Raw genomic sequence first — 16,198 nt, forward strand, 5'->3', positions numbered from 1 at the left:
TTGGTGAATTAAAAAGCCTGTTGGCAGGAGTAATACTCCTTGCCAGCAGGCTTTTTTCGCTTTTTTCCATGGAATTACTGGTATATTCATACTAGTTGCTAAATTTATCTGTAACTTTTCAGGCTGGGATACGTGGTTAGGTTAAGGGGGGAGTGCATGAAGCGAAAGTCATTGGATGAAATATATCAGATGTATGTGATGGATATTTACCGCTATTTGCGCTCCCTTTGTGGTGATCATTATGCGGCTGAAGATTTGATGCAAGAAACCTTTTATCGCGCTTATCTACATTTGGAGGATTGTAAAGAAGAGAAGATTAAGCCATGGTTGTTCCGTGTCGCTTATAACGCCTTCGTAGATTACAAGCGAAAGGAAGGCCGCAGTACAGTTCAGAGTGAGGATTATTTCAAAAAGCTTGCTCATCCAGATACCACAGAAAGCACACTGCTTCATCAGGAACGTTGGGAAGAGATGAGGATAGCAGTAGGTGAGCTACCGGACAATCAGAGAAATGCACTGCTGCTGCATGATTTTCATGGGCTGAGTTATCGGGAAGCATCGGACATTATGGATGTGGGCTTGTCCCAATATAAGATATTGATCTTTCGGGCCAGACAGAAGCTGCGTGAGGCAGAGCGGAGGAGAAATGAACATGAGTGAAGAGTTTAAGGAGAAGTTAAGAAGGTATGGCGAAGGCACTCTTGCTGATGAGGATAGGGATGAGGTTGAACGTGAGCTAGAGAAGATGGAAGCTTACCAGGCCTATCTGGATGAACTGATGGGCGAAGAAAAGCCGGCTTCAGAAGAGGAGAAGAGCATAAAATTCGGAAAGGGTAAAAGAAACAGACCCGGCAAAGAAAAAAAGATCATCCGCCGTGGCAAGTGGAAAGCACGTATATCAAATACTTTGACGGTGATTTCTGCATTTTTGATTTTTTTGATCGTCAGCAGTATCATCACAGCGGTATTTTATGGCACTGGAGAAAGAGGAGAGACTTACCGTGATGTCGTTTCTTCCGCAATTGCTGTTTCACAGCCGAATACAATCGTCCATTTGAGTAGCGATTCCGGACCGTTTTTTAGTATGAATCTGCAGGGTGAAATAATAAAACAAATTGGTGATGCGCGGATTAATGTTGGAGATTATTCGATGAAGTTTCTATTAGGCTGGCCCAGAATATATAGTTATTCATGGACATATGAACGCAGTGGGACAGGTAATTACTTTATCTATCCCACTGAGAACCAGTCTGCAGAAAATAGGATGGATGACAGCAGTGACTGGGAAAAACTAGAAAAGCTCCCTGAAGGTACGGTAGGAGAAGCCTATTTGTCTTTTGAACAATTTTTTACGACAGATGAGCTATTGAAGAAGTTTCAGCATAAAAATCTTGAGCTTTTATGGTTCGCAGCAGATACAGGTCCAAGGACACAAGAGCCAGTAATAAATGATCCCTTAGGATTTCCAAGTACGCCCATCTGGCATGCCGATGATATGAAGGTGACACAAGAGTCAAAGAAAAAGTGGGGTTGGTTTGGAGGGGTGACTAGCCGCACGAGTGTTTCTCCATCTGTTGACTCATATGGGGATGGTGAACTTCGTAATGCGAACTTCCTTAAGACACTGCACTTAATGCAGGAGCATAAATCGATCGCCAACAAGGTAATTCCGTTTATTGATCTGGATGACTCCATTAGTTATCTGGAGAAGAACGGAGTTAGGCTGTATGGAGCTGTCGTAACCGGTCCGGTTAAAGAGTTGCTCAAGTTAAAGGAAGAAAAATGGGTCAGTAATATTCATGTTGAAGAAGTAAGATTATGGAATTGGCAGGATAGAGAGAACTGAGTTGGGATGCTAAATACTGTAGAAGGTAGTAAGCATAAATGATTTCTTTGGAATTACTTAATGGCAGCCGGATATGCTCTGTGTTAGTGGGGTGTACCCGGCTTTTCTGTGTGGGAGAAGTCACAGAACTTGCTTCTCGTTTAAGCAAATCGTACAATTATTTGAATATGAGATGAGTATGATAGATTAGGAGCTGAGTTATATGAAAGTAGGCGTGGTATCAGATACACATATGACAAGAATGGCTAAGTCTCTGCCCAAAGCACTTGTTGCTGAATTCCGGAATGTAGACTTGATTCTGCATCTTGGAGATTGGGTGAGTATGGGAATCTACGATTTGTTGGCTGAATTGGCTCCAGTGGAAGGGATTGCTGGGAATAACGATGGAATAGAGATCATCGAGCGTTTCGGGGAGCGTAAGCTGCTAACGCTTGAGGGAGTCCGGATCGGAATGGTCCATGGTCATACGCCACACTCCCGCAAAGGAACGGACGGGAATGCGCTGCTTGCTTTTGCGAACGATAAGGTGGATTGTATTCTTTTTGGACATTCGCATCAGCCTTTATTGCGGGAAGAGAATGGGATTCTGCTCTTTAATCCAGGATCGCCAACGGATAAACGACGTGAGAAACTGTATTCCATCGGAATTTTGGATATCGAAGAGGGTAAAGTCAGTGCCCGGCATGTGTTCTACGATTCCAAAGAATAAGAATAATTGTCCAAATGATCTGGCGTTCGCTCCATGGTGCACGGTACGGCTGAAATATACAATAACGTTAAAACGGCCCAAGCCGGAAAGTGAGCGTTGAGGATGAACAACTATCGTATTGAACGTGTGATCTATGATGATTTGGAACGGCTTATCCCATTGTTTGATGAGTATCGGGTATTTTATGGGGCAGTCTCTGATCTGGATGGTGCACGTGCTTTTTTATCAGATCGATTGAAGCTGAACGAATCGGTAATCTTTATTGCGGTGGAGGGAGAAGGCGAGGAGAAACGAGCGTGGGGCTTCACCCAGCTCTATCCCTCTTTTTCATCGGTCTCTATGGAGCGTCTCTGGATATTGAATGATCTATATGTAACTACGGAACTGCGAGGTCATGGGCTCGGCTCCAAGCTGCTGGAAAGTGCCAGAGCTCATGCGCTCGCAACGAATACGAAGGGCTTGTCCCTGACAACAATGACGGCGAATGTGGGGGCACAGCGTTTATATGAAGCGCATGGCTACATTCGGGATGATGATTTTTATACCTATAACCTTTTTTTCTAAAGCTAGAGAGAAAGACGAGTAAGGGGCGTTAAAGTGGATACAAGTAATAAGCTGGCAATCTTTTTTGACCTTGATGATACCTTATATGATCATTTGATTCCTTTTAAAGAAGCGGTGCGTCAAGTGCTTAGACCGGATGAGAGCAGTCTGGACTTTGCGGAGTTATTTTATAAAGTAAGACATCATAGTGATGTATTATGGCCTATGTATTTACGTGGAGAAATTCCGCTGGAGGAGACTAGGGTACGCCGATTGGAGCTTGCTTTTGCAGAGTATGGTTTACAGCTCGATCGTGATCAAGCCACGGCGGTACAAGCGGCTTACATTGGCCGTCAGTACACCATTCAAATGATAGATGGAGTCCGGGAGCAATTGGAAAGGTTCATTACTGCTGGTCATAAAGTAGGCATCATTACGAATGGACCCAAAGATCATCAAATGAAAAAGATTCGCGGATTAGGTCTGGATCAGATGATCCCCGAGGAGATGATTTTTATTTCTGACGCTGTAGGTCTGGCCAAACCAGATCCGCAACTCTTTTTGCATGTGAATCAGAAGTCTGGCACTTCACCAGACCATTCACTTTATATAGGTGATACCTGGGCTAACGATGTAGTAGGAGCGCTTGCGGCTGGCTGGAAGGTCTGCTGGTATAATCCGAGAGGCAGACAGCCGGCTACGGATCATAAGCCTAGTTATATTTTCACGAATTATAAGGAATTTAGCGAGTTGCCTTTGGTGCTGCAAAAATCTTGATCGGGAATTAATTAGGGAAAACCTCCCTGAAATTAATCGATTAAAGCGCGAAATGGAGGTTATTGGGGAATTCCTCCCTAATAAAACCTAAATAAGCACGGTTATAGCCATATTCGGGTGATTTTTAGGGAGGTTTTCCCTAATCGAAGGTTTACCTTGAAAAAATCTAATGATTTTAGGGAGGAATTCCCTAATTATTAGGCTGCTGGGCGATAGTATTCCCTCAACCATGCCAAAAAACCTTTATCCACAACAAAAGAGCTTGCCTCCCAAAGCCAATAATGGCTTTATGGGGGCAAGCTCTATTTCATTTAATCAGCGAAGCTGTACGTAGGGTCAGTCAGATTCATTCTTTCTTTAATGCCTGGTGTGGCGTAGATTTTGTTGTCATCGGTAATAAAGAAAGCTTCTACATCTTCAGGTAACGACTCCAGATATTTCATGCCTTCTTCGATCCCCATCAAGAATACCCCAGTGGACAAAGCGTCCGCATCTGTTGCATTAGGGCTCATAATGGTCAAGCTTTTGAGACCGTTCTGAGAAGGGTAACCTGTGCGTGGATCAAGAATATGGTGGTAACGAACATTGTCTTGCATAAAATAACGTTCGTAAACACCAGAAGCATCGATGACCTCATCTGCGATTTTAATCGTTCCTAGCTGTGTGCCGCGGCTTTGGTCAGGGTCTTGCAGACCAATATTCCAATCCGTTCCGTTTGGTTTCGTACCTAACGCAATAATACTGCTGCCGCCGAGGTTGATCATTGCACTGTTAAGGCCTTGCTCTTTTAAATAATCAGCGATACGGTCAGCAGCATACCCTTTGCCGATACCTCCAAGATCCAGTACCATATTTTCCTTCAGTAGCTTCACGGTCTTAGCAGCTTCGTCAATTTCAACGTCCCTGTAATTGGTTAGGCTCTTGGCTGCATCGATAGCTGCTGGATCAGGGACTTTATCCCCGCCACTACCGATGTTCCAGAGGTCGATCAGCGGACCAATCGTGGGATCGAATAGCCCGTCCATTTCTTTTGCATATTGCACCGATTGTTTTACAACATCTAAGGTCTCTTCCGAAACGACAACCGCTTCTTTTCCTGCTGCTTGATTGACTGCGTAAACCTCGCCGCCTTCTTTTGTACGGCTAAGCTCCATATCCATTCGCTCCAGCATTTGCTGGATATCATCCATATTTTTTTGGGCTACATTTTCTCCGAACACTTTGATATTCACGACCGTGTCATAGATATAAAAGGTCTGTGAGAGTGACTTGGCTTCGCCTTTTCCTGAAGCTGTTGCGCCACCTGGTGTTTCCGTCGCTTTGTCATCCTTATTTTTAGTAATTAGCCAAGCGCCGACAGCTATGACGACGATGAGGATAACAACGAGGATCAACGTCGTTTTTTTGTTCTTGAACATATTCCACCATCCATAAAGTTAGTTTCTAAAACACATTATTACTATCATACCCTAGATCAGAAGTTGATGGAAATTAATTTCATGGCATATTTAGGTACAACTCCGTCTGCACGAAAAAAAAGCCCCGCAATCTGATTCGGAGCAACGCTGTGGATATAGAGGTAACTATTAAGCTAATCTAGCATGTATTCACGGTATTTGTTTTTACGAGGATTCATTACGAAAAGGATTCCTTTGGCATAACCGCTAACGGCTTTGAAATTTCGTTTGAGAGTTTCTTTGCCTGTCAGACAGGTTAACGTCCAGATCAATGCGGCATAATTCATAGGGGGTGCTTTACGTAAGTTGAGCAGATAATAATGATTGATGGCAGTAGCTCTTGCAACAACGCCCGCCTTATCCCGAGAGCCCGGCGACTCATGATGAATGATTTTCATAGCCGGGTTAATGACAAGCTTGCCATAACGGCTAGCCAAATGGGACAAGTAAATATCCTCGGCAATGGAGTAACTTGTCATCCAGGGATAGGGTTTCATATCTTGTAATGCTGAGCGCCGGAATGACATATTGCAGCCGTGAAAAAAATCCGTCTCAAAAACCTGCTCTTTCTCTCCCCAGAGGTATAGGGAGCCTGCAAACATGCTTGGGGATAATCTGCCCGGGGATCCGGACATTTGTCCGGTCAGCATGCCAAACAGCCGGCCCGGTTTGCTGCTGCGCATGCCTTTAGCAACCCCGCCTACACCGACAATTGAATCGTCCGCTGCATAAGTATCAAGTAATCGTCGAATATATAAGGAATCATCTAATTCTGCATCATCGTCTAAATGAAGCACAATTTCAGCATTTACTAGTCCAAGTGACTCATAACGGGAGAGCCAGAGACCCGGATTAGTCTTACGATGATATCGAAACTCAGCCTGTGGCAATTTGTTCAGTATGTTACGATAATAGGTTAATCTTTCTACAGGAATCTCACCGTCATCTACAATCCAGAGCTCGATGGAGACATTCTCTAGCTGTGTCTGCTTGCTTATAGATTCTATGCACACTGTAAGGTCGTTTATACGGTTACGGGTAGGTATCACTATAGATACATCATGCATATGGGGATCTCCCTTCGGAATGTCTGGTGTTAACTTCATTCTATCTGCCCTGAAGGGGAGCGTATATACCACTTTCGTTTACTTTTTGCTTTAGCATTCACGTCTATAAATGTTATTTTAATAAAAGTTAAGTTTGTAATTTTGAGTTTTTAACTATATAATAGTAAGCGACGTATATTTAGTTATTACTCTTATATAACAGCTACAAATTATCAATAATATTAGGAGGTTTTTTCGTGAGAATAGATATCTGGTCCGATTATGCATGTCCTTTTTGTTATATTGGCAAAAGACGTTTGGAGAATGCGCTAAGCCAATTCCCGAACCGTGATCAAGTGGAGGTAGTATTCCGTAGCTTTCAATTGGATCCACATGCAGAGGTAAGTACAGACAAGAGTATTCATGAGCTGTTGGCTACCAAATACGGGATGACCGTCGAAAAAGCAAAAGCAATGAACGCACAACTAGCGGAGCAAGCTAAAGATGTGGGTTTGGAATTTAATTTTGATACAGTGAAGCATACCAACACTTTTGACAGTCACCGACTGAGTCATTTTGCAAGCACAAAGGGAAAAGGTGCAGAAATGTCCGAACGTCTGCTGCGTGCCTACTTTACGGATTCATTAAATCTTGGAGATCGCAGTGTACTGGCTTCACTCGCTGCTGAAGTAGGTCTGGATCAAGCGGAAGCTGCGGCAATGCTGGAAACGGATGCTTTTGCGAATGAGGTTAATGGCGATATTGAAGAAGGAAGCCGTCTTAATATTACCGGTGTACCTTTCTTTGTATTCAATAATAAATATGCTTTATCTGGTGCACAACCAGGTCCTGTATTTACAGAGGTACTGGATACTGTGTGGGCGGAGGAACAAGCAGGACCAACATTACAAGTGGTTGGTAAGGGGAATTCTGAAGTATCCACCGATGATGGCTGCGCAGATGGATCTTGCAATATTTAAATTTTGGATTCGAGTAAAACAAAAGAGCTGAGGGAGCCCTCAGCTCTTTTTTGTTTCGATAAAACTGTTCTTTTGTTGCTTCCCACACTCAAAAACAAGCGCTCCCGATATCCGGAAGCGCTCGCCGCTGATTGTTGTTTTATCTGAAAGATGTAACAAAGCTTGAGAATAGTGTACGTACATCGTATTGATATTGGTTGATTGGCTCGATAGGCCGTTCGATACCAAGTAGAGTATATACCGCAATTCTCGCTGCTCTCACGGAGTATTCTTCAGTGAATACAACGTCATCTGGAATTTCACAGAATTGTCCAATAAAGGCCAGGTTCGTGGAACCCTCAGGGACAACTTTTGGTCTGTCACTATTGAGTCTAGGCATGAACTGTGAAGTGATATAAGGCATCATGCAAGGAATACAGTTGGCGGTAGCCATGATCTCGTCCTTATGTTCTTCAAAGTGAAGATGACCGATCAATTCTTGCATGATTTCTTCGCCGGTACAATCACACATTCTCTTTTTCACGAAATCCCCAACTTTGTCTGGATACAGTCCGTAACCCCAGAACACTTTAACATGCTCAGGTTGATTGCGGAAATGCGGTTGGTAGGCCAGTACAACGGACATAAACCAGCTCGAATCCTTGAATGTGACCAAAGCGCCTGTGCCGGCACGGTTACGTGTGAAATTTTCCATCAGATCGAAGAATTTGGAGTCATGGAAAGTTACAGTAAAGGACTCCCATTTCGAACCGTCTACATGATCATCGAACGAAGAAGGATTGCCAAGACTTGGTTTCTTGGAAGCGATGTTTTCCCATAATTTCCACGAGCTTCCCTTGCCGTTAAGGCGTGGAGCAGAAGTCATAGAACCAAGGCTGGAGCCTTCGGTCATAGAACCGTTTGTGATAATCACAAGATCATCTTCTTTTACATCAATCACATCTTTGACACCTTCGCGCACTACATTCATTTGGGTTACGGTAATTCCGTCACCTTTTTTGAACTGCAGATCAGTCACTGTACATTTCAGTGTGAAATCGACACCAAATGGTTCAAGATATTTGTGCAAAGGCAGAATGATGGAATCATATTGGTTATAAGGAGTGCGGGTTACACCTTCCAGTGTTTGAATTCTTGGGAATTCATGGAAGAAACGGAGCATATATCTTTTAAACTCTACAGCGCTGTGCCAAGGTTGGAATGCAAAAGTAGTAGCCCACATATACCAGAAGTTTGTTGTGAAAAAGTGAGGGGCGAACCAGTCGTTGATACGCGCTTTCCCCATTTTATCTTCTGGTGTAATAATCAGCTTGCCCATAGCGAGACGATCAGCCATATCAAAACCCATGGACAATACATCTTCTACTTTGCCGTCTTTATTTACTAGTCTGGCGTTTGAGTGTGTTGGATTAGCGGTATCAAAAGCAATAATTTCATCCCGCACAGACAACCCCGGACGGTCGACAGAAGGAATCGTTGTTAATAGTTCCCAGAGATTTTCATAAGCTTCATCGTTGAGCATACGGCCGCCGCGGACAACGTAACCATGTTCAGCGTCACCTGCGCCGTCATTGCTACCACCAAGAATCTTCATCTCTTCAATAATGTGAATGTTTTGTCCCGGAAAATCACAGTCTCTGACCAGGTAAGCAGCGCCCGCTAGGGATGCAATTCCGCCACCGACAAAATAAACCTGTCTATTACCGTACTCTTTTTTCACAATGGTCGCCTCCAAGTAGTTGTTTAAATAATCACACTCTTAATGTAAACCAACTCCTATTTTGAAGGTATAATCAAACTCTTTAGAGTGTCTGGATTTTTGTCATTATGGGTGATCTGTCTAGTTTTTAGACAAAAAAAACCGCTGCAACCAAAGGTTACAACGGATGGTTCTCATATTTGTGTAAAGCTTTCAGAAAATTTCCTTCAATTAGATCACTTAGCTTCTCAATCATATGGTGCGGTTGTTCCTTCATGCCTTCTCTCATCCACTGAATGATTAGGCCTGTGAAGGCGAGCGTATAGAAATTGGCTATAAAATGCTTGTCTTCTTCGCAAACCTCCATCCCGGAGGACAGCTCGTTTATAACCCCCATGATGAGATCGTTTGTCACCTCGTACAGATATGCATCCAGGTGATTTCTGCCTAGTGAATTTAGCGTGTTACAGCAAAAGGATTTATTCCGCTCAATATAGCAGAAGATTCTATAAAAACCGTCCGTCCAAGTGCTGTAGCTGCGATACTGGGCGAGGCTTTCGACAGCCTCAGTCTTATAGATCCAACCTAGCAAATCAAATATATCCTGAAAATGATAATAAAAGGTTTGTCTGTTTAGTCCGCAATGGTCCACTAGTTGTTTAACAGTAATTTTATTGAGCGGTGTATGCTCCATTAGTTCTTTTAAAGAATGGGACAATGCATTTTTGGTTAGAAAAGAATTGGACAACAGCGTTTCACCTCTTCCATTCAAGACTTCGATGCTCGCGTATACAGCAGACGAATACCTTCCGCTAATAAACCCAGTGCAAATCCGGCACATGAAAATAAGGAAAATGCGAGGAAGCCTGCGAGATCCTCCCAACCGGACATCTCTTTGTAGGTGTAGCCCAGCATAAATGCCGCGCCTATGATTATTCCCGCCGTACTAAATACCCAGAGCAGACGTGCTCCGAGCCAGCCTAAAGTGTTGACGATGCCTGCCACTACTACGGAAAAAAGAGCAAAGCGCAGTAAGAGTGTGGTATCCATTTCTTGGGCCAGCATCACAAATCGGTGCAGAGGGAAAAGAAGCCATAGCAGAATGGCATAAACGGTCATCCAGAGAAACCAACGTTTACTTTTGGTAGCAGGCAGGAATTTCATTTCATGCACACCTCTTTTCCCATAGTTCGAACGTTAAAAAGTAGGAATTATACCGTGAAGGATTCCAGTTCTTCCGCACTTTGCAGCAGGTGGCTTAGCAGGTTTGGAATGTCCTCCATTTGTTCTTCTGTAAGTTGTCTTTTGAATTGTAGCTCGATGCAGTTATTGTAAGTTTCACTTTCCTGGCCATATATGAAGCTTAAAGATTGCACAGGCTGGAAATCAGGTCCCCAGATCGCTTTTAGAATACTGTCTATCGCCTGACATTCGTTAGGAATATCTTCGACTTCCATATAAAAACGAAGTGAAAGATTACAGCCGGGATCCGTATTAGGAACCTCCATGATTTCATCGCTGAGATCTTTCGTGGTCGAAGTGAGCAGGATTTCGGCGGTTACTTTCCTGCCTGCAGTTAATTGGAAGGAGAGACTGAACTCTCTGGACATCAGCGCCATATTCAGAAGGTCGGAGCGATCCGTAACCACCAGTATTCCGTCTAAATTATCGTAGTCATAAATCTGGTTCTCAAAGGCGATCTTAATATTATCGAAAACAGTAGGATGGAACAATAAGGGCACCTTCTTTGTTTATTTATATTGTAACATGATGTGATAGGAAGTTAAAAAAAGACGCCCAGGACCAAATGGACCGGGCATCTTGTGTAGAAGTTACGGCTTCCCATAAGCGGGAAGGCTCGTCAGTCGTGGGTATACGTTCAATTCTTAGTTTGTAGGCGCAGGCGCAGTATATTTCAGGAACGTCTTCGGAATCGGGCTCTCAAAGGTCATCAGTTCTCCAGTGGTTGGATGAATAAAAGAGAGCACTCGAGCATGTAGTCCAAGTCTCCCTACCGTTTTGGTCTCTGCCCCATACTTCTTGTCACCTGCGATAGGGTGGCCGATATCTGCCATATGCACCCGAATCTGATTTTTTCGTCCGGTTTCGAGCTTAACCTCTAGCAAGGAAAAATGGCGGTTAGCCTGAATAAGCTTATAATGTGTAATTGCATGTAGTCCATCGCCTTCATGAGGACTGGAATACATTTTAAGGGTTGAGGTTTCTTTGAGCCAAGAGCTTATCTTGCCTTCAGGTCTTTTAACCGCGCCTTCCACGAGCGCTACGTAAGAACGTTCCTTCACAGTATCTTTCCACGTAGTTTGTAATGCCTGCTGAATCCGTTCGCTTTTGGCAAACATCATTACGCCTGAAGTATCTCTGTCCAAACGGTGTACGACAAAAATCCGATTTTTTGGATTGCTAACACGGACATGCTCCATAAGCTGGCGGTAAGCCGTCAATTCATTTTCTTCCGCAGTGGCGATAGATAGCAGTCCAGCATCCTTTTGAACAATGATCAGATCTTCATCCTCATGAACGATTTTAAGTCCGATCATCTCTGCTGTTTGTACAGGCTTCTCTTGATCAATAGTAACGTTTTGACCCGGATGCAGTTGGAAATTATGCTGTGTAACTACCTTATCATTCACCGACACTTGTCCACGCGATAGGATGGATTTAATCGCATTTCGTCCGCGACCCGTGACGTGGGTGAGTAAGAAGGGCAACAGTTCAGAAGGTTCGTTTACAGTAAAAGACTTGGGTGCTGCGGTTGTTTTAGTTTTATGGTTAAGCTTGCCAGTAGGCTTGCTGTGAGAACGAGTACCTCTTTTGGCTGTTTCTTTAGGATTTCTTCTTGAGTTCATGGATGCATTCTCCGTCCTTTAATATTGTACTCCTCAATATACCATGGGCTGTGAAGAAATACTATGGAGAGGGCAGGCTTGCTGGTTTGGTTTGTAAATGCTCATAAATAGAACAGCTGGGCTAATCCAAGAAGCAGGAATAAACCGAGATAAATCCAGCCTAATATGCGGGCATATTTCTTTTCCCGGTGCATGGCATTGACTGCATATATTTTAGTATCCACAGTAAGCAACAGAACACTGGAGATCAGCAGCGCAACAATTACGTAGGTTAGCTGGTGATAGAGCATAGTAGAGCCTCCCATAAACGTCATTTAATTTTGTTTAAGACCTACTCTGTCGATGTGAGTTTTCAACTTAACTTCAATACTGAGATTGGAATACTGCTGCTCCCAGTCATGTTTGTCACGAATATTGGCTTTCCAGTAGGAGGGAGCATATGCACGAATATATTCACCCATGCCAAAGACATCGGAATGCGCTTGTTGAGTTTCTTTGATAAGGTGGTTGAAAATACCGATCACTCTCTTTTGAAAAATATCTTCAATCTTTTCTAAAGAACGGCTGGAATCGATAGGGATATCACTACGTAAATGCTCATCTAGAGCCGCCTCTAAAGTGAGATTATAGGTGATGTGAGGTTTGCCCTCTTTGAAATGAACCTTCACCCTCGTGAACCGGTCGTTGACCTTGAGCATCACCGGACCGAATTCATCAGCATAAAAAAGATCGGAGTATCCCCCTGGATTAATGCCCTTCATGGACATATATGCGCCAATCTCAATCGGAATCGTCGATCCGACCATCACTCCACCACTAAAGTAAGCTAGGCCTTTAATCATGATATTGTCTTCCTGATGTAATGAGACGTAAGGCAGATAACCACTTTCGCCCCATTTGGATTCTGCTGACCAGAATACACCTATATAATCAGCGGGGAATTTTCCTGATGTTACTGCTTTTTCCATGGTGGAGAGGATGTAAAGGGTCGGCACTCGCTGCAGCGGAGGATTAATATTCATAAATTTAGCAGCCTCCCCTTCGGATACTAGCAGCCAGGTCCGGCGACGAACTTCTGGATTTCGCCGCAAATAATCATTTAAGTCATTCATGCTTTTTTTTGCGATGTCCTCACTAATAATAATCACTCGTAAATGAATTAGATAACGTGGATCAGAAATTTGCTGCTGTAAATTGTTCATGGCGTCATCTAAGGTGTACCCGTACACTTCTACGACCCATACTGGATTTTGATTCACGCCTCCGCCTTCACCCCCACTGCCTGGTCCGAGTGGAACTCTTCCCGGAACCGCAATTTGGGCGGTCACACGGATTTTGGGAAGGCTAATATTTGCGCTTTTAAGATGAGTGGTTTGATCATCATTTATTTTGCTGTCTGGAGGGACGGAATCAATGGATAACCCTAGCACCAATGCACGGTCTTCTATTTCAAGCTGGTCCCAGCACCCTGAGAGTAAACCAGACATGAGTGAGAGAATAAATATAAGAACTACACGCTTGTAAATTTTTTTATTCATGAGAAATGGCTCCTTTATTTCGGATTAGAGAGACTAACCATAATAAAAGAGGATAGAAGGTCAAAAAAATCAAACCGATTATCGCTGTAATGCTAGCAAATGAATAGACCTGAAATATATTTCTCGGCAAAAGTGAAAAAGTGATGATAAGTGGAAGTAAGAAGCTGGATATTAGGCGGTGATCCTTGTGCCGCAGCACTTGTTGCAGAGAGTATGCAGCTAAGTAGTAGTTCGTAAAGATGGAAGTGAATATAGAAACCACCCAAATTATTATAAAAAGAGCATCAAACCGTTCTAAAAGTCCTGCGCCGATGGATATGGAGCGAGCTGCTTCTAAGGTTGGATAGGAAAGTAATTTGGTTTCTTGAGCTCCAAACATGCCTAAAGTGACCCAAACGATCATTACATAAATGAATCCAATGATACAAAGCGCAACAGTGCCTGCTTTAAGGATCTGTTGAGGTTTTTTCATTAAAGGAACCAGCAGGATGATGACAAATGTGCCCTGATAAAGGCCAGCAGACGTAATCGTTCCTTTGGAAAAGCTTGAAAAGGTGGTGTGATTTCCGGTGAGGGGTAGCAAGTTTAGAACGTCAACATTTTTCATAGCTACCAAGGCAATTGCTATAACAGATAATAGAATAAAAGGTAAATAGAAAACATGAACATAAGTGAATTTCACAATATTTCTTCGGATTGATAAGGCAACCAGTAGGAGCATTAAGAGAATTACTGCTTCGATGGGTGTCTTTTTAAAGACAACCGCAACACATACTTCTCCGAATTGGCGCATGGTGATCCCGGCAGAAAAAGCAAAAAACAAAGAAATAAAAATGGAGAAAATATCCGCGAGCCCAGTTCCGAGAAGGCGGCGGCTGAATACGAACAACGTTTCGTTCGGGAATTTTCGGCAGACAGCTGCTGTAAACCAGCAACCCAAAAAAGCAACAGGTACACCAGAAGCAGTCACGAGCGGTGCACCACTGTCTCCGGCTTCAGCCATATAACGAGGAATACTTAAGATTCCTATTCCTATAATCGTACTGACGATTACAGCCATGACTTGGATCGTTGTTATGGGGCGGTTACTATTCATCAGCTTCACTTTTCTCCTTAAAAATCAGATCGGTATGCATTTTCGGAATATCCTTGGCAAGAAGATCAGGATCAGGTGTATTAAGAAAGCTTGGGCGGCTTCGCATCCACCATAAAGGTACCCGAACGATACTATCCTTAAGGTCCTTCCATATCGTAGGGACAAAGGGTGTCATGTAGGGAACGCCAAAAGATTCCAGGAATAACAAATGGTTGATAATAACAATAGTGCCCAGCATTACTCCGTACAGGCCAAAGCAGCCTGCCAATATGATCAATGGAAATCTAAGCATTCTTGAAGAGATTGCGGCATTGTAAGCGGGTGTGGCAAAAGACCCTATGGTCGTTATAGCGACAACAACTACGGTAGTTGGACTCGCCAGACCTGCTGCTACGGCTGCCTGACCAATGACAAGCACACCTACAATAGAAAGAGCCCCGCCAATCATTTGCGGTAGGCGAATGGTTGCTTCGCGCAGCACTTCCATGAAGACTTCCATAATCAGAACTTCCAATACGGCTGGAAAGGGTACGCCAGCTCTTGCACCTGTTATTGCTACGGCGAACTCTGTCGGCAGTAGCTCAGGATTGAAAGAGATAATGGATACATATAAGGCAGGGAAGAAAAGGGAAAATAATAATGCGATCAGGCGGATCATTCTTAGGAGGCTTCCTACGATAAAACGTTCCGTATAGTCATCCATCGTCTGAAAGAATTGGTTGAAAAGTGCCGGGACGATGAGGCAGAAAGGTGAGCCATCTACAAGGATGATGACTCGTCCTTCTAATAAAGAGGCTATAGATTTATCCGGACGTTCGGTTGGCTGAACCTGTGGAAACGGGGAAAGGGGATGATCCTCTATAAATTGCTCGATATACCCCGCATCAAGGATGCCGTCTACATTTATTGCTGATAATCTCTTCATCACCTTTTGAACTAGCCCTGGATCGGCTATTCCTTCGATATAACAAACAGCTACTTTTGAGCGCGTCCGTACGCCAAGAGGGGCAGTTACTACACGAAAATCCGGCGTTTGTAGTCGATAGCGAAGCAAAGAGATGTTGGATTCTAAATTCTCTATAAACCCATCACGTGAACCGCGTATAACTTGTTCAGTTTGAGGTTGCTCAATGCTACGATGCTCAATTTTACGCAGATTGAAGTAAAGTGCCTGATCCATTCCATCTATGATTAGAACTACATTTCCATCCAACAAGACGGAGACTAGAGTATTTAGGTCCTTAGTGCGGTTACCTTGTGTGACTTGTACCGTCATACTCCAGATGTAATCAGGTAAATCCTTTAGATCTTTTGGAATTTCTGAGTGGTCGGAGGAAACATTCATTAATGGCTTTAAAACATAGTTCTGAATTTGATTCTGGTCCACCACAGAAGAAAAAAAGATAATAGCCGCATCATATCTACCGTATACCTTGAAGTTGCGGACAATAAGGTCGCTGTCTTCTCCAAAGACTTGTCGAATGAAGCTTATATTGCTCTTCAGGCTGGAATCCAATGGCTTTACTGGACGATTGTCCTGGGCAGAGGACTCGTTACGTGCAGGCTTTTGTTTAAAGGAGGTATATTTTTGTTTCCAATTTTGCACGGTCGCTCCACCTTTCTATGAAATCACGCTTATT

The 16,198-nt window shown here is 43.5% G+C and carries 17 protein-coding genes; 6 read left to right on the forward strand and 11 right to left on the reverse strand.

What is annotated here, in order from left to right:
- The first annotated feature begins 156 nt into the window (after positions 1–156).
- The 5 genes from MHH50_RS06460 (at position 157) to MHH50_RS06480 (ending at position 3,875) form a co-directional block, all read left to right on the forward strand.
- Positions 157–660: a sigma-70 family RNA polymerase sigma factor gene (locus MHH50_RS06460; protein ID WP_036681849.1), complete on the forward strand. Its 504-nt coding sequence runs from the start codon at positions 157–159 to the stop codon at positions 658–660.
- A complete protein-coding gene (locus MHH50_RS06465) occupies positions 653–1,846 on the forward strand; it encodes an anti-sigma factor (protein ID WP_340034110.1) in 1,194 nt (397 codons plus the stop codon). Before MHH50_RS06460 ends, MHH50_RS06465 begins: the two co-directional genes overlap by 8 nt.
- Before the next feature lie 202 nt (positions 1,847–2,048).
- A complete protein-coding gene (locus MHH50_RS06470; RefSeq protein WP_076128097.1) occupies positions 2,049–2,555 on the forward strand; it encodes a metallophosphoesterase in 507 nt (168 codons plus the stop codon).
- A gap of 102 nt (positions 2,556–2,657) precedes the next feature.
- The gene (locus MHH50_RS06475; RefSeq protein WP_076306749.1) at positions 2,658–3,119 is read left to right on the forward strand and encodes a GNAT family N-acetyltransferase; all 462 of its coding nucleotides are present in this window, start codon (positions 2,658–2,660) and stop codon (positions 3,117–3,119) included.
- 33 nt (positions 3,120–3,152) lie between these two features.
- Complete coding sequence (locus MHH50_RS06480; protein ID WP_076281995.1) at positions 3,153–3,875, forward strand: HAD family hydrolase; 723 nt, start codon at positions 3,153–3,155, stop codon at positions 3,873–3,875.
- A gap of 311 nt (positions 3,876–4,186) precedes the next feature.
- Here the strand turns inward: MHH50_RS06480 and MHH50_RS06485 are convergent, their stop codons facing one another.
- Both MHH50_RS06485 and MHH50_RS06490 read right to left on the reverse strand, forming a co-directional pair.
- Complete coding sequence (locus MHH50_RS06485; protein ID WP_076128094.1) at positions 4,187–5,293, reverse strand: FAD:protein FMN transferase; 1,107 nt, start codon at positions 5,291–5,293, stop codon at positions 4,187–4,189.
- Positions 5,294–5,466: 173 nt separating this feature from the next.
- On the reverse strand, positions 5,467–6,438 hold the full coding sequence (locus MHH50_RS06490) for a glycosyltransferase family 2 protein (RefSeq protein ID WP_254848783.1): 972 nt from the start codon (positions 6,436–6,438) through the stop codon (positions 5,467–5,469).
- Positions 6,439–6,635: 197 nt separating this feature from the next.
- On the opposite strand from MHH50_RS06490, the gene MHH50_RS06495 reads away from it, so the two are divergent.
- Positions 6,636–7,358 (forward strand): DsbA family oxidoreductase, encoded by a 723-nt coding sequence (locus tag MHH50_RS06495; protein WP_076142179.1) that lies wholly within the window; start codon positions 6,636–6,638, stop codon positions 7,356–7,358.
- A gap of 139 nt (positions 7,359–7,497) precedes the next feature.
- Here the strand turns inward: MHH50_RS06495 and MHH50_RS06500 are convergent, their stop codons facing one another.
- The 9 genes from MHH50_RS06500 to MHH50_RS06540 all read right to left on the reverse strand — a co-directional run bounded on the left by MHH50_RS06500 (position 7,498) and on the right by MHH50_RS06540 (position 16,164).
- Positions 7,498–9,078, reverse strand: a complete 1,581-nt coding sequence (locus MHH50_RS06500; RefSeq protein ID WP_076128088.1) for an oleate hydratase — start codon at positions 9,076–9,078, stop codon at positions 7,498–7,500.
- A 157-nt stretch (positions 9,079–9,235) separates the two neighbouring features.
- Positions 9,236–9,829, reverse strand: coding sequence for a TetR/AcrR family transcriptional regulator (locus tag MHH50_RS06505; protein ID WP_232061171.1), 594 nt, complete (start codon positions 9,827–9,829; stop codon positions 9,236–9,238).
- The gene (locus MHH50_RS06510; RefSeq protein ID WP_076309610.1) at positions 9,826–10,221 is read right to left on the reverse strand and encodes a hypothetical protein; all 396 of its coding nucleotides are present in this window, start codon (positions 10,219–10,221) and stop codon (positions 9,826–9,828) included. The genes MHH50_RS06505 and MHH50_RS06510 overlap by 4 nt, the downstream gene beginning before the upstream one ends.
- Before the next feature lie 47 nt (positions 10,222–10,268).
- Entirely contained in the window at positions 10,269–10,790 is a 522-nt protein-coding gene (locus tag MHH50_RS06515) for a hypothetical protein (RefSeq protein ID WP_076128085.1), read from the reverse strand.
- A 153-nt stretch (positions 10,791–10,943) separates the two neighbouring features.
- A complete protein-coding gene (locus MHH50_RS06520; RefSeq protein ID WP_076128083.1) occupies positions 10,944–11,924 on the reverse strand; it encodes an RluA family pseudouridine synthase in 981 nt (326 codons plus the stop codon).
- A gap of 101 nt (positions 11,925–12,025) precedes the next feature.
- Positions 12,026–12,214: a CLC_0170 family protein gene (locus MHH50_RS06525; protein ID WP_076128081.1), complete on the reverse strand. Its 189-nt coding sequence runs from the start codon at positions 12,212–12,214 to the stop codon at positions 12,026–12,028.
- Between the two features lie 24 nt (positions 12,215–12,238).
- A complete protein-coding gene (locus MHH50_RS06530) occupies positions 12,239–13,462 on the reverse strand; it encodes a Ger(x)C family spore germination protein (RefSeq protein WP_076282232.1) in 1,224 nt (407 codons plus the stop codon).
- Positions 13,455–14,558, reverse strand: coding sequence for an endospore germination permease (locus MHH50_RS06535; protein ID WP_076185704.1), 1,104 nt, complete (start codon positions 14,556–14,558; stop codon positions 13,455–13,457). Before MHH50_RS06535 ends, MHH50_RS06530 begins: the two co-directional genes overlap by 8 nt.
- Complete coding sequence (locus tag MHH50_RS06540) at positions 14,551–16,164, reverse strand: spore germination protein (RefSeq protein WP_139330130.1); 1,614 nt, start codon at positions 16,162–16,164, stop codon at positions 14,551–14,553. Before MHH50_RS06540 ends, MHH50_RS06535 begins: the two co-directional genes overlap by 8 nt.
- Positions 16,165–16,198 lie beyond the last annotated feature (34 nt).

The sequence above is a fragment of the Paenibacillus sp. FSL H3-0302 genome (assembly GCF_037982245.1).
In the GTDB taxonomy this organism is placed as follows: Bacteria; Bacillota; Bacilli; order Paenibacillales; family Paenibacillaceae; genus Paenibacillus_AQ; species Paenibacillus_AQ odorifer.

What these genes read in the sequence shown, in the direction of transcription:
- MHH50_RS06460 (WP_036681849.1), top strand. Translation starts at nt 157, where the DNA reads ATGAAGCGAAAGTCATTGGATGAAATATATCAGATGTATGTGATGGAT.
- MHH50_RS06520 (WP_076128083.1), bottom strand. Translation starts at nt 11,924, where the DNA reads ATGAACTCAAGAAGAAATCCTAAAGAAACAGCCAAAAGAGGTACTCGT.
- MHH50_RS06525 (WP_076128081.1), bottom strand. Translation starts at nt 12,214, where the DNA reads ATGCTCTATCACCAGCTAACCTACGTAATTGTTGCGCTGCTGATCTCC.
- MHH50_RS06465 (WP_340034110.1), top strand. Translation starts at nt 653, where the DNA reads ATGAGTGAAGAGTTTAAGGAGAAGTTAAGAAGGTATGGCGAAGGCACT.
- MHH50_RS06485 (WP_076128094.1), bottom strand. Translation starts at nt 5,293, where the DNA reads ATGTTCAAGAACAAAAAAACGACGTTGATCCTCGTTGTTATCCTCATC.
- MHH50_RS06510 (WP_076309610.1), bottom strand. Translation starts at nt 10,221, where the DNA reads ATGAAATTCCTGCCTGCTACCAAAAGTAAACGTTGGTTTCTCTGGATG.
- MHH50_RS06475 (WP_076306749.1), top strand. Translation starts at nt 2,658, where the DNA reads ATGAACAACTATCGTATTGAACGTGTGATCTATGATGATTTGGAACGG.
- MHH50_RS06490 (WP_254848783.1), bottom strand. Translation starts at nt 6,438, where the DNA reads ATGAAGTTAACACCAGACATTCCGAAGGGAGATCCCCATATGCATGAT.
- MHH50_RS06470 (WP_076128097.1), top strand. Translation starts at nt 2,049, where the DNA reads ATGAAAGTAGGCGTGGTATCAGATACACATATGACAAGAATGGCTAAG.
- MHH50_RS06535 (WP_076185704.1), bottom strand. Translation starts at nt 14,558, where the DNA reads ATGAATAGTAACCGCCCCATAACAACGATCCAAGTCATGGCTGTAATC.
- MHH50_RS06530 (WP_076282232.1), bottom strand. Translation starts at nt 13,462, where the DNA reads ATGAATAAAAAAATTTACAAGCGTGTAGTTCTTATATTTATTCTCTCA.